At 39.4% G+C, this 13,905-nt stretch carries 12 protein-coding genes and 1 riboswitch; of the genes, 9 read left to right on the top strand and 3 right to left on the bottom strand.

Annotated features, from left to right (window positions below):
- The first annotated feature begins 81 nt into the window (after positions 1-81).
- The 4 genes from proV to NST02_RS20615 all read left to right on the top strand — a co-directional run bounded on the left by proV (position 82) and on the right by NST02_RS20615 (position 3,995).
- Positions 82-1,290, top strand: coding sequence for a glycine betaine/L-proline ABC transporter ATP-binding protein ProV (proV, locus tag NST02_RS20630; protein ID WP_095309516.1), 1,209 nt, complete (start codon positions 82-84; stop codon positions 1,288-1,290).
- Complete coding sequence (locus tag NST02_RS20625; protein WP_095309515.1) at positions 1,291-2,124, top strand: ABC transporter permease; 834 nt, start codon at positions 1,291-1,293, stop codon at positions 2,122-2,124.
- A gap of 14 nt (positions 2,125-2,138) precedes the next feature.
- Positions 2,139-3,050 (top strand): glycine betaine ABC transporter substrate-binding protein, encoded by a 912-nt coding sequence (locus tag NST02_RS20620; protein WP_095309513.1) that lies wholly within the window; start codon positions 2,139-2,141, stop codon positions 3,048-3,050.
- Between the two features lie 93 nt (positions 3,051-3,143).
- Positions 3,144-3,995 carry an MBL fold metallo-hydrolase gene (locus NST02_RS20615; protein WP_137744743.1) on the top strand — a complete coding sequence of 284 codons (852 nt, stop codon included), beginning with the start codon at positions 3,144-3,146 and terminating at the stop codon, positions 3,993-3,995.
- Between the two features lie 90 nt (positions 3,996-4,085).
- On the opposite strand, the gene NST02_RS20610 is transcribed toward NST02_RS20615, so the two are convergent.
- From NST02_RS20610 to NST02_RS20600, 3 genes are all read right to left on the bottom strand, one after another.
- Positions 4,086-5,447, bottom strand: a complete 1,362-nt coding sequence (locus NST02_RS20610; RefSeq protein WP_137744744.1) for a PFL family protein — start codon at positions 5,445-5,447, stop codon at positions 4,086-4,088.
- Between the two features lie 15 nt (positions 5,448-5,462).
- Complete coding sequence (locus NST02_RS20605) at positions 5,463-5,738, bottom strand: ACT domain-containing protein (RefSeq protein ID WP_095309507.1); 276 nt, start codon at positions 5,736-5,738, stop codon at positions 5,463-5,465.
- A 73-nt stretch (positions 5,739-5,811) separates the two neighbouring features.
- A riboswitch (glycine riboswitch) is annotated at positions 5,812-5,884 on the bottom strand.
- Between the two features lie 117 nt (positions 5,885-6,001).
- Positions 6,002-6,892: a TetR/AcrR family transcriptional regulator gene (locus NST02_RS20600; protein ID WP_340949697.1), complete on the bottom strand. Its 891-nt coding sequence runs from the start codon at positions 6,890-6,892 to the stop codon at positions 6,002-6,004.
- Positions 6,893-7,080: 188 nt separating this feature from the next.
- Between NST02_RS20600 and NST02_RS20595 the strand changes: the two genes are divergently transcribed.
- From NST02_RS20595 to NST02_RS20575, 5 genes are all read left to right on the top strand, one after another.
- Entirely contained in the window at positions 7,081-8,583 is a 1,503-nt protein-coding gene (locus NST02_RS20595; RefSeq protein WP_095309504.1) for a DHA2 family efflux MFS transporter permease subunit, read from the top strand.
- A gap of 520 nt (positions 8,584-9,103) precedes the next feature.
- Positions 9,104-10,249 carry a trans-sulfuration enzyme family protein gene (locus NST02_RS20590; protein ID WP_340949696.1) on the top strand — a complete coding sequence of 382 codons (1,146 nt, stop codon included), beginning with the start codon at positions 9,104-9,106 and terminating at the stop codon, positions 10,247-10,249.
- 526 nt (positions 10,250-10,775) lie between these two features.
- Positions 10,776-11,558, top strand: coding sequence for a TerC family protein (locus NST02_RS20585; protein ID WP_340949695.1), 783 nt, complete (start codon positions 10,776-10,778; stop codon positions 11,556-11,558).
- A 490-nt stretch (positions 11,559-12,048) separates the two neighbouring features.
- The gene (locus tag NST02_RS20580) at positions 12,049-12,618 is read left to right on the top strand and encodes a TetR/AcrR family transcriptional regulator (RefSeq protein WP_095309495.1); all 570 of its coding nucleotides are present in this window, start codon (positions 12,049-12,051) and stop codon (positions 12,616-12,618) included.
- A gap of 48 nt (positions 12,619-12,666) precedes the next feature.
- Positions 12,667-13,599, top strand: a complete 933-nt coding sequence (locus NST02_RS20575; protein ID WP_095309493.1) for an SDR family NAD(P)-dependent oxidoreductase — start codon at positions 12,667-12,669, stop codon at positions 13,597-13,599.
- The last annotated feature ends 306 nt before the right edge of the window (positions 13,600-13,905 follow it).

The raw sequence follows: 13,905 nt of genomic DNA, 5'->3' as shown, positions 1-13,905 counted from the left end.
AGAAGAGTATAATTAATAACCATGGATAAAATTTCAAAAAATGTCGTGCTGTTGCCTTAGAAAGTTAATAGAGGTGAAATAATGAGTGATGCAAAAATAGAAGTCCGGAATGTGACGAAGGTCTTCGGTAAATCTCCTCAGCAAGGAGTAAAAATGCTAAATGAAGGTCTTAGTAAAAAGCAAATACTTGAAAAAACCGGAATGACTGTGGGGGTCAATAAGGCGAGCTTCGAAGTGAGGAGCGGAGAGATATTTGTGATAATGGGCCTGTCGGGAAGTGGGAAATCAACATTAGTCCGAATGTTCAATCGATTAATTGATCCTACCGATGGTCAAGTGCTTATAGATGGACAAGATATTGTCAAGATGAAGCCGAATGAATTAAGAGAAGTACGACGTTCAAAAATAAGTATGGTCTTTCAGAGGTTTGCCCTATTTCCACATCGTACGGTTTTAAGTAATACAGAGTACGGTTTGGAAGTTAAAGGATCAGATCGAAAACAGCAAAGGGAAAAGGCGTTGGAAGCATTAAAGCTCGTAGGTCTCGAAGGCTATGAAAACAGTTACCCTAGTGAGCTTAGTGGAGGAATGCAGCAGCGGGTAGGTTTGGCCCGTGCTCTTGCGAATGATCCTGATGTTTTGCTTATGGATGAGGCATTTAGTGCTCTCGATCCGTTAATTCGAAAAGATATGCAAAATGAGTTGCTTGAACTGCAAGAAAAAATGGAAAAGACCATTATTTTTATTACCCATGATTTAGACGAAGCATTGCGCATCGGAGATAGAATCGCATTAATGAAAGATGGCTCCATTGTTCAAGTGGGAACGCCCGAAGAAATCCTTATGAATCCAGCAAACGATTATGTAGAGCGATTTGTTGAGGATGTTGACTTATCCAAAGTATTAACAGCAGCGCACGTCATGAAACGTCCAGAAAAAATCCTTGCCGATCGAGGATTAAGAGTCGCTTTACAAATTATGAAGGATGCGGGAATCTCTAGTCTCTATATTGTTGATAAAAAGCAAAAGCTTGTCGGAGCGATTACAGCTCAAGATGCAGCCGATGCATTGAAAAAAAATCAAAAAATCGAAGATATTATGATTCGCGATTTACAAACAGTCACACCTGATACATTGATTTCCGATATGTTTGAACAGGTGGCTACCGCCTCATTGCCCGTTGCGGTAATTGATGAAGAAGAGCGTTTAAAAGGAATCATCGTTCGCGGTGCTATTTTGGCTGCACTTGCAGGAGACGATATTCAATTAAACGGAAATGAGGTGAAATAAGTGACCTTACCAAAAATACCACTCGGCGATTGGGTCGATACATTTGTTGATTTTTTACAAGTACAATTAGAGCCCCTATTTGATTTAATAAGAGATGGAATCGGCGGCTTTGTTGAATTTATTGTTTGGATATTATCATCTGTTCCTGCTGCTATTCTTATTATCCTATTTACAGCACTTATGTTATGGGTCAGCAAGTGGACAAATGCTGTATTTACAGCAGTTGGACTTTTATTAATCTATAACTTGGGATACTGGGATGGGACCATCGACACTTTAGCGCTTGTGCTAACCTCAGTCGTTATTTCCATTATAATTGGGGTTCCAATCGGCATTTGGATTTCCCAAAATGATACAGCCCGAAATATTATTACACCAATACTAGATTTCATGCAGACGATGCCTGCGTTTGTATATTTAATTCCAGCCATTCTTTTCTTTGGCATTGGGATGGTTCCAGGAATTATTGCGTCGGTTATTTTTGCGATGCCTCCGACGATCCGCTTAACGAACTTAGGGATTCGTCAAGTGCCAGAGGATTTAATTGAGGCAGCAAATGCATTTGGTTCAACTACGAAACAAAAATTATTTAAAGTACAGCTTCCTTTAGCGACACCAACCATTATGGCAGGAGTCAACCAAAGTGTGATGCTGTCACTTTCAATGGTTGTCATTGCGTCCCTAGTTGGAGCACCAGGTTTAGGTGCCGATGTGTATCGAGCTGTTACTCAAATCAAGGTAGGAATTGGTTTTGAAGCTGGTCTGGCGATCGTCATTTTAGCGATTGTATTAGACCGGATTTCTCAAAATATAGGAATGAAAAAACAAAAATAGGGGGAGACATATTGATGTTTAAAAAGAAGTTTTTATTAGCATTGGCGCTTTTGTTCACAATGCTGCTTGCGGCTTGTGGTGGAAATGATGAAGGTAGCAAAAGTGGAGATGGAGAATCGGCTGACGGCGGTAATGAAGGAATCGGCGAGCAAGTAGATTATAAAATTATTGGAATTGAGCCTGGTGCAGGAATCATGCAAGCGACAGAGACTGCGCTAGAAGAATATGAAAATTTAGCGGACTGGTCTCTTGTTGAATCTTCTTCAGCTGCTATGGCTTCAGAGCTTCAAAAAGCTTATGACAAGAAAGAACCAATTATTGTCACTGGATGGACGCCGCACTGGAAATTCGCGAAGTTTGATTTGAAATATTTAGAGGATCCGAAAGGTGTGTATGGTGAAGCTGAAGTAATTCAAACGTTAGTACGTGAAGGATTGCAAGAAGAACAGCCAAGTGCTTACACTGTTTTAGACCAATTTTTCTGGACTCCAGATGATATGGCAAATGTCATGGTTGAAATTCAAGAAGGTGCTGATCCCGCTGAAGCGGCTGCTGCATGGGTAGAAGAAAATTCAGATAAAGTGGCTGAATGGACAAATGGTGCAGAAGAAGTTGACGGCGAAAAAATCAAGCTTGCTTATGTCGCTTGGGATTCTGAAATTGCAAGTACAAATGTTGTGGGGAAAGTATTAGAAAGCATCGGCTATGATGTCGATCTTCTACAACTAGATGCAGGTCCAATGTTTGCGGCAGTTGCTGAAGGAGATGCAGATGGAATGGTAGCAGCATGGTTACCAGGAACACATGCATCGTACATGGAAGAGTACGGAGATAAGCTGGTAGACTTAGGTCCAAACCTTGAAGGTGCAGCAATTGGTCTTGTCGTACCTACTTATGTTGAAGCAGATTCAATTGAAGATTTATAAGAATAAAAAAATGATGCTCAGAATTCTCTGGGCATCATTTTTTTATTGAAGGGGGAAAATAATGCTAGCTGAGACATACTAGGAGGTATTTTAGTGGACAAAGAAATGAATTACGGTAGTGACTACACATTTATTCCCGCCACTTCGATAGGAAGCGGAATTGGAATAGAAGTATTACCCGATTTGTATTCACATACGATTCAAATTGTAAACATCATTCTAGTCGGCACTGCTGACGCATTTGTTTTAGTAGATGCAGGAATGCCCGGAGCGTCGGAGGAGATCATTGCAGTAATTGAGAAGCGCTTCGGAATTGGGAGTCGCCCAAAAGCAATACTATTAACTCATGGGCATTTTGATCATGTTGGAAGTATTATTGAACTAATTGAACATTGGAATGTTCCCGTCTATGGACATGAACTAGAACTGCCATTTTTATCGGGAGAAAAGAGTTACCCTGAACCGGATCCAACAGTGGAAGGTGGAATGGTAGCGAAGATGTCGAAATTCTTTCCAAATGAACCAGTAAATTTAGGGAAGCATGTCCAAAAGCTACCAAATGATGGTACAGTACCATTTATGCCAGGATTTAAATGGATACACACACCTGGACATACGCCTGGTCACGTCTCACTTTTTCGAGACTCGGATCGGGCATTAATTGTTGGAGACGCCTTTGTGACGGTGAAACAGGAATATTTATATAAAGTCATGACGCAAGAACAAGAAATTAGCGGACCACCACGATATTTTACGAATGACTGGAAAGCAGCAAAGGAATCAGTGACACGGTTGCATGGATTAAATCCAACTGTTGCGGTGACAGGGCATGGACTACCGATGTCCGGAGAACTTTTAACTAAAAGTCTAACGAAATTGGTGCAAGAATTTGAGCAAATTGCTCTTCCGGACTATGGAAAATATGTTGATAGAGATGTACATTAGTTTTTATGCAAAATAAGATGAGCAAAAAGTCGATATTGGTGAAACGCATAAACTCGTTAAAAATGAGGCGGATAAAATCCGCCTCATTGACTAATTAATTAACGACTGTAACGGAGCAGGAATGCGTCCGCCACGATTGATCATCTTTTCAGAACTATAAGGGTTTACTCCCATGACAGGGGCTCGTCCTAATAATCCGCCAAATTCGACCATATCCCCTTCTTTCATGCCGGGAACGGGGATGATTCGAACAGCCGTTGTCTTTTTATTTATCATTCCAATTGCAGCTTCATCGGCAATAATCCCTGCTAATGTAGCCGGAGTAGCATCCCCTGTTAATGCAATCATATCGAGGCCAACGGAGCAGACGCAAGTCATCGCTTCGAGCTTTGATAACGATAGGGCATCATCCAGAATCCCACGAATCATTCCGTTATCCTCACTAACAGGGATAAATGCGCCACTTAAGCCACCAACATAGGAACTGGCCATCGCGCCACCTTTTTTAACGGCATCATTCATTAATGCAAGAGCTGCGATGGTTCCGTGCGTGCCAACTCGTTCCAAGCCAATTTCCTCCAGAATTTCCGCGACACTATCATTCATCGCATTGGTTGGGGCGAGGGAGAGATCCATGATTCCAAATGGAACGCCAAGCCTTTCGGCAACGACACGACCAATAAGTTCACCTGCACGAGTTATTTTGAATGCAGTTTTCTTAATGATGTCACTTACTTCACCAAGGTCTGCATGAGGGTATCGTTTCAATGCACTTAATACAACACCTGGACCACTCACTCCCACGTTCAAGACAACATCTCCTTCACCTGCACCGTGAAAGGCGCCAGCCATAAAAGGATTATCCTCAACAGGATTACAAAACACAACGAGTTTTGCACAGGCAAGACCATTTTGCTCCTTGCTTTTTTCCGCTGCCTCTTTAATAATTTCTCCCATCTTGCGAACAGCGTTCATATTGATGCCAGCGCGTGTCGTTCCTACTGAAACGGAGGCGCATACTCTTTCAGTACCACTTAAGGCGTCGGGCAGAGCATCCAGCAGCGTTTGTTCACCGACGGAAATGCCCTTATGAATGAGAGCTGAATAGCCACCAATAAAGTCAACGCCAAGAACGATCGCTGCTTTATCTAACGTTTTTGCGAGTTCGACAGCTTGTTCAACGGAAGCATGACCAAGAATTTCCGCAATCGGCGTAATCGAAATCCGTTTATTGATAATCGGAATTCCGAATTCTCGCTCTACCTTCTCAGCAGTGATTTTTAAATCCTTTGCATAGTAGGTAATCTTCTCATAAACCTTTTTATTCATTTGCTCAAAATTAGAATCTGCGCAATCTCGCAAGCTAATACCCATCGTCACTGTGCGGATATCAAGATTTTCCATCTGCACCATTCTGATTGTTTCCATCATTTCATTAACGGCAAAATTCATGTTCGTTCTCCTCTCTTACACTCGGTGCATGGCCTGAAAAATGTCTTCGAGCTGGACATTGATCGTTAATCCGAGAGCTTCCCCTAAATCGGCAAGCTTTTGTTGTAAAGCTTCCAAATCCTCATATTTTGTCACATCAATGATCATCATCATTGTAAAAAAATCTTGTAAGATAGTTTGACTAATATCGAGAATATTAATTGTTTCTTCAGCTAAGATCGTCGTAACTTTTGCAATTATTCCTACCTGATCCTTTCCAATTACACTGACGATGGCTCTTTTTTGTTCCAACTAAATCACCTCAAAAAATAGTATTAAAAAAAGAGACTGGTTTCCCAATCTCCATTAGACGTAGAATAACAAATGTTACTCTTCTGTCCTTTTGCCTGAGATTGTGAATCCTTCGGCGCCGCAAGGGTCTCTCCAGAAGCTGCTCCTGTTATAGTGTTACCCATAACATTCATCGCTAAAGTGAATCAATTTTAAAAATGATTCAATATGAAATTATTTTTAAAATATAACAATGTCTTGCCAAGAAATCAATGAAAAAATCTTTATTTCTCATTTTTTACATATTCATTAATGAACTTTTCAAGCTTTTGCATACCCGTTGTGTTTTTTAATTGCGGATCCTTTTTTAGCGTATCAAGGACACTTTCAATTAGAGAAAGACGGGGCTCTTGTCTATTGATTAATTCTTCATAAATGAAATCAAGTAACTCGAGCTGTTTCTTTGAACCAATATTTTGAGTAAATGGCTTTTTTAAGCTAAGGATGATGCGATGCAAAGCTTGTTGAAAGGCTTGATTATTCTTTTTTCCGTTCGGGCTCCACGCGTCTAGAAGTTCTGGTTTAAGGAGCTGTTCGCCAGAGTGGGAGACCTCTTCAATAATTTTAGCAATCCTGTTGACGCTGTAGCGGACTACAAGATGGATCGCACGTGGAGATTTTACAGCAATCGAATAATTTTTCAGCATATGGCTTAAAATGCCCATAAACATGCTGGCACAATCTAATAAATATGGCTTTTTATCCTCGCCAAAAATCGCTACAAATCGTTCAAATAACCAACGTAAGCTTTTAAAGGAGCCAATTTTAATAAATTGTTTAAGCTCCTCATCATTAGAAACGTAAACTTCTTCAAAAAGGGCTGTTAAATTATTGGAACGATTCATTTCGAGCTGCAGCTCCATTTGTTTTATAAAAATTTCTATATCTGAAGGATCTTGTCCGATTAGCAAATCGTTTCGTTCTTTTTCCATCTGTTTATAAAGGGTTGTGAAAAGAGCGATTAATAATTCGTTTTTAGATGAAAAATAGTTATAAAAGGTTCCTTTAGCAATGCCGCTATAATCGAGGATGTCTTGAATAGAGGTTGCTTGAAAGCCTTTATCGATAAATAGTTGATGCGCCATTTTAATCACATGCTGTTTTCTGTCTTTCATATTCATCACCTTTAATAGAGAGATTGTACCAAATGTCTAATTCGATAGTACATGATTTTGATTAATTCCTCAATGTGGTAAAAAATCTGGTTTTTTTCAATTGCTTTTTTTGAACGGCTGGTATATGATAAGTCTTATGTGAAATCCGAGTATAATATAATGTACTATACGTCTAAGGGGGAAACACAATGGATAACACGATTGGAAAGTCTAGTCGTCCACCATATGGCATCATTGCGATCTTAATGGTTGGTGCATTTATTGCGTTTTTAAATAATACGTTATTAAATATCGCATTGCCATCCATTATGGGAGAATTGAAAGTGGGTCCGTCAACCGTACAATGGTTGACGACAGGGTTTATGCTCGTTAACGGAGTATTAATTCCAACTTCCGCTTTTTTAATTGAAAAATATAGTGTTCGCCGTTTGTTTTTAGTGGCGATGGGTTTATTTACTATTGGCACAGTAGTAGCAGGAATGGCTCATGCATTTCCGCTTTTGCTGGCGGGACGGATGCTGCAAGCTTCAGGTTCAGCGGTGATGATGCCGCTCTTGATGAATGTGATGCTAGTAAGCTTCCCCGTTGAAAAAAGGGGAACAGCAATGGGGATGTTTGGATTGATCCTTATGGCTGCACCTGCAATTGGTCCAACATTATCAGGGTGGATTATTGAGCACTATGATTGGAGAATGCTTTTCCATTTCATTACGCCAATAGCTGCAGCAATTTTCATTCTTGGCTTTTTCTTATTGAAGGATAAAAAGGAAAAATCAAATCTTCACCTTGACCTATTTTCATTAATTTTATCAAGCTTAGGCTTTGGTGGAGTTTTATATGGATTTAGTTCAGCAGGAAATAAAGGCTGGGATAGTATCCACGTATATGGCGCGATTACAGTAGGGGTCGTTACATTAGTGTGGTTTATTCTTCGCCAAGCAAAATTAGAGCGACCAATGTTGAACTTCCATGTCTTTAAATACCCGATGTTTGCCCTTTCTTCATCAATTACGATGGTTGTCAACATGGCAATGTTTTCAGGAATGCTCTTGCTTCCCATTTATGTCCAAACATTGCGTGGGATATCGCCAATGGATGCTGGCTTATTAATGTTGCCGGGGGCGTTAGCAATGGCATTGATGTCACCAGTTACAGGAAGACTATTTGATAAATTTGGCGGAAAGATTTTAGCAATAATTGGGTTGAGCATTATGATCGTAACAACCTTTTTATTTAGTAAACTTACGTTTGAAACAGGTTATACTCATCTCATGATTTTACATGCGATTCGCATGTTAGGCATGTCGATGGTCATGATGCCTGTTTCCACTAACGGATTAAATCAATTGCCAAAACGATTCTATCCGCACGGTACGGCAATGAACAATACTCTTAACCAAGTGTCAGGTGCGATTGGTACGGCTCTGTTAGTCACTGTTATGTCAACCCGCACTGAAACACATGCAACAGAAATTGCGAAATCATTAACGACACAGCCGACAGAGGCAATGAAATTACAAATTGAAGCGCAAGCGATGTTAGAAGGGATTAATGATGCCTTTTTCATAGCTTCGATCATTACGATATTGGCATTTATCCTAGCATTTTTTATTAAACGTTCAACAGAATCGGAAGATCCCCAACAAGAAACAGCAAAACCGCAAGTAAAATCGAAACTTGTTGGCAACTAAGCAAACTTAATTTATATCAAGAGATACGGCTGTAGATAAACGGGAAGATCAGGTTTGTCTGCAGCCTTATTTTTGTTGCGCACCGACAAACATTTCGAGGGACGAGAAAGTGCCATAGTCACAAGCACGACTATGCTTCTTCTTTTAAAAATGGCGCACGATAGGCATTGGTTTGCTGTTTATCATAAACCAAAGGCTCACTGGACTAAAAAATTTAATGCGATTGTGATATAAACAGTAAAAAATTACCGCTCAGTTATTCTCCCAGCTGCTTTCATATTAGGAGGGATCGGATACCAGTTTGAATTTGATCATGCTCAAGTGATTCATTTACTTGAAAGTTATAGGATTTGGATTGCCTTAAGAGCTACCGTTATTCTGCCATTTTATACGACCGAATTTTTAAAATGACGATTCAAAATAAAGATGTTCACGAGCTTATCTAAAAATATTTGCTTGCAATTCCAAAAGGTTTGATCTAATGATCAATCTATGGAATTTAAAGGAGAAGGTGAATATTTTGGAAAAGAAGTTTGAAACGATCCTATTGCATCCAAATCGAGAGGATAAGAAACCGATAAAGAGTAAAGTAACCCCTATTTATCAAACTTCTGCCTTTGTGTTTACTGATTTGGAGGAGCTTGAAGATTATTATCAAGGGAAAGGAAATTACTTGTATTCACGTACAGGTAATCCAAATCCAGATGAACTAGGAGCAGCGGTGGCTGCAATTGAAGGTGCTCCAGCTGGCATTGCCACATCATCCGGGTTATCAGCGATTTTAGCAGGGGTTCTTGCTGTTGTGAAAAGTGGGGAACATATTGTTGCTGCAGATGATTTATATGGAGGAAGCTTCTTTTTGTTAAAAGAAGAGCTTCAAAACCTTGGGATCGAAACAACATTTGTTTCCTTTTCAGAGTATCAAGAAGTTGAGAGAGCCATTCAACCAAATACAAAGCTTTTATATACAGAGTCTATTACCAATCCATTGTTGAGAGTAGAAGATTTGCATCAAGTGGTGACGCTTGCAAAAAAACATAACTTACAAACACTTGTAGATAATACTTTTGCGACCCCTTTTCACAGCAATCCTTATACTATCGGGATCGATTTAGTTGTTCATAGTGCAACCAAATACATCGGCGGTCATAGTGATGTGACTGCAGGAGTGTTAGTAGGAAGAGAGGATTTAATTGCCAAGGCAAGAGCCAAGGTTGTGAATCTCGGCGCTAATGTCAGTCCTTTTGAAGCATGGTTGACAAGCCGCGGCCTCAAAACATTGGCGCTGAGGATGAAATGCCAATCAGAAAATGCAAAACAATTGGCCAAGGCGTTGCTCGATAATCAAAATATTGAAAAGGTCTATTACCCGTTTGAACAAACCAACGATGGCTTTGGTGCTATTGTCACAATAAAGTTGGGGGAAAAGGTAGATGTGGATACTTTTTTCAAATCGTTAGCATGGATAAAAATTGCCCCAACTCTAGCGGGAGTTGAAACGACGGTCTCTCATCCATTAAAGACGTCTCATCGAGCTTTGCCACCTGAACGAAGCGAAGCTCTAGGAATTACAATGGAGTTAGTGAGAATATCCGTTGGCATCGAGCATCCGGCTGATATTATTAACGTTTTCACAGAAGCTCTAAATAATGCGCTGAATGAATAAGATATCTTTGTTCTTCCAAATAGATAGAGCAAGCCTTCGAAGGGTTACACTGCCAACAAAATCAGCAATTTGATTGCTTTTCGACCGCTCGTCGATCACGGTTGTTTTCCATCGTAATTCCTCCTATAGAAAATAGCATCACCATCACACTATTTATGGAGGACAATTGTATTATTTTGTTTAAAACAACGAAATAATGATTGACGAATGTTTTAGTGATCGATTATAGTAAATATATAATCAAATATCGTTCTCCTAAAGGGGAGTAGCTTTAACAACAAAGTCGTCATTTCGGAGATATTTGTCTCTCGGCTTTGTTGGCGACTGGTTTGTCATAATCGTTAAAACCGACAGTTAGCAAGACCTTTACCACTGGTAAAGGTCTTTTTGTTTGTTTTTAGGCCTTTACCGATATCGGTAAAGGCCTTTTCTATTTAGTGAGAATAAGGAAGGTGAAGGCAATGTGATTTAAGCGATTTTTGGAAAAGATAAAAAGATAATGATACGAACTAGGAGGAGAATTAACATGGATATTTCAATTTTATTAGAATATGGTTGGGTGTTGCTTTTGCTTATTGCTTTAGAAGGCCTGTTAGCTGCAGATAATGCACTTGTGCTGGCGATAATGGTAAAGCATCTCCCAGAAGATGAAAGAAGAAAGGCTTTATTTTATGGGTTGGCGGGTGCGTTTGTTTTTCGTTTTGTTTCTTTGTTTGTCATTTCCTTTCTTGTTGATGTTTGGCAAGTTCAGGCTATCGGTGCCCTCTACCTATTATTCATCTCGATCAATCACATCGTACGAAAGTTTGTGAAGAAAAATTATGAAGAAGAGAAAGAGGAAAAAGAGCCCAAAAAGCAGTCTGGATTTTGGATGACAGTTTTCAAAGTAGAGCTTGCGGATATTGCTTTTGCGATTGATTCTATTTTGGCAGCAGTTGCTTTGGCAATGACGCTGCCAAACACAAACCTTCCTCACATTGGCGGAATGGATGGAGGAAAATTTTTAGTTATTTTTGCCGGAGGTTTAATCGGAGTCATCATTATGAGATACGCAGCAAATTTATTTGTGAAGCTCCTTCATGCAAGACCAGGTCTTGAGTTGGCTGCATTTGCCATTGTCGGCTGGGTTGGGGTAAAACTGGTTGTATTAACATTAGCGCATCCAGATATTGCAGTCATCCCATATGAGTTCGCTCACTCGACATTATGGAAGCTGATCTTCTATACTGTTTTAATTGGAATTGCGGCAGCAGGATGGTTTTTATCTAAAGATCATGAAGATGTCGAGAAGCAAACAACTAGAGTGTAAATATCTTTTAAGCAATGTAACATAACAACCCCTTGAAGGTCAGGGTACAGTAATAAGAGAGTGCCGGAGTTTAAAGATTGAACGCAAGCCTTCGATCAGCTTAATGAAGAGGCTATTTAAGTAGAAGGTGAAAAAGCTCATTCTGCTTTGATTCATATAGGCTAATCAATTTGGTAGATGACTTTCTAAGGTGTTGAATTCTTTATTCTTGCTATACTTATTAGTTTAAATGCATTTTTTGCAGGTACTGAAATGGAGCTAGATTCTTTAAGTGATGGACAGCTCTGTTATATTCCGGACCGTGGAGAAAGCCAGAAAACCATCTTTTTGTAGTCGAGGATGTTAACGAGCGGTGCAAGCAAGGTTATCGTATTGAAAGGAGAAAAGCAGGAATAAATTGAAAAATTTCTGCTTTTTTCTTTGTTTTAATTGACCGGTGGTTAAATATATTTTAAACTGTAATTATTAAAAGATTAGTTAGGAGGGCAATATGACACCGAGAAGGACTGTACAACAAGAATTGACAAAAGAAATGATAATGGATGCAGCAAGAGATCTCTTTTCTGAAAAAGGCTACCAGCATGTATCAATGCGACAAATTGCGAAGGAATTAGGGTACAGTCATGGAGCGCTTTATTATCATTTTAAAAATAAGGCAGAGCTTTTTTATGCGCTAGTAGAAAATCATTTTTCCATGTTAAATACAGTATTAGATCAGATCATGAAAAAAGAGATGGAACCTGGTGAGAAATTAAAGGAGATTTTTATTGGCTTTATCAAATTTGGGCTAACTTATCAAAGCCATTATGAAATAATGTTTCTAATCAAAGATGAAGAGGTAAGAAACTTTATTAATGAGGAACCGAACCATACGTATGAAAAATTTGCGAAAAGTGTTTATTCTTTATGTGGAAAGAATGTTTCAATCCAAGATGTATGGTTCATTTTTCTTTCATTACACGGCTTTGTGACGCACTATTGCCGTCATGTTGTCGGATTTGAAGAGGTGAAGGGCTTGGCCGAGGCTCATGCAAATTTTCTGTTAAGAGCCATTCACTAATTTTTTTTAATTGTATTTAACCAGTGGTCAATAAAAGGAGGAAGAAGAATGAAAAAGGCACTTGTTTTAGGAGCATCAGGTGGAATGGGATTTTCGATTGTTAACGAATTAATAGCACGGGGAGTAGAGGTCACTGCATTTGCGAGAACAAAAAGTAAACTTGAATCCCTTTTTGGTGACGTTCCAAATTTGCATTTTTTTGCAGGCGACATTTTTGAGGTAGAAGATATCAAGAGGGCAGCGAAGGATGTGGATGTCATTTTCCAATCGGCTAATATTCCATATCCTGAATGGGAAGAAAAGCTGGAGCTATTTATGAAAAATATTATTCTGGCTGCTAAAGATTGTGGGGCAAAGCTTGCTTGCGTAGATAATATATATGCATATGGGCGCAGTGCTGGAGAAAAGGTAAATGAAAATTTCCCGAAAAATCCCCATACGCAAAAAGGACGAGTGCGCTTAAATGTGGAAAATTTAATTAAACAATCAGAAGTGGATGCCCTAATTGCTCACTTTCCCGATTTTTATGGCCCTAACGCACAAAATACGCTGTTGCATTATACACTTGATAGTGTTGTAAAAGGAAAAAGAGCCCTCTATGTCGGTGATCAAAATATTAGAAGGGAATTTATTTTTACCCCTGACGGCGCCAAAGCAATTGTGAATTTAGCTTTCGATGAGAGAAGCTATGGTCAAAATTGGAATATTCCAGCCTACGGAACGATATCTGGAAAGAAAATCATTGCGATTTTGCGGGAATTAACTGGCTATGAAAAAGGTGTTTCCACAGTTTCAAAAAATATGATTAAATTCCTTGGCCTCTTTAATCGATTCATGCGAGAAGTAGTGGAAATGTTTTACTTAAATGAAGAACCAGTTGTGCTTGACGGCTCTAAATATGAACAAATGTTTGATGAAGTTCCGCGCACGTCCTACCAAGAAGGACTAAGGCGGACAATTGAATACATGAAAAAGCAATAGAGCGGTGCAACTCCTCTTTTTATTAGCGCATCACTACTATCATGGCTTGGTGGAGACAAAACTCGCGCAGTATGTTTTTTTAGAGGGGTCATAGGCACAAAGAAAGCTCAGTACAGAGTAAGTTTGTCCCAATAAAGGGTTCATTTGGACAGAGATCGTCAAAACGAAGGAAAGTGTGTCCTCATAAGGGGTTCATGGGGACAGAGAACAGTCAAAAAAGGCAAATGGTGTCCTTATAGAAGGCTCATGAGGACAAAGAACAGTTAAAACGAAGGAAAGTGTGTCCTCATAAGGGGTTCATGAGGA

The sequence above is a fragment of the Robertmurraya sp. FSL W8-0741 genome (assembly GCF_038004005.1).
GTDB classification, from domain to species: Bacteria; Bacillota; Bacilli; order Bacillales; family Cytobacillaceae; genus Robertmurraya; species Robertmurraya siralis.
The sequence above is the reverse complement of the archived record's forward strand: the minus strand, read 5'-3'. Positions and strand labels throughout refer to the sequence as shown.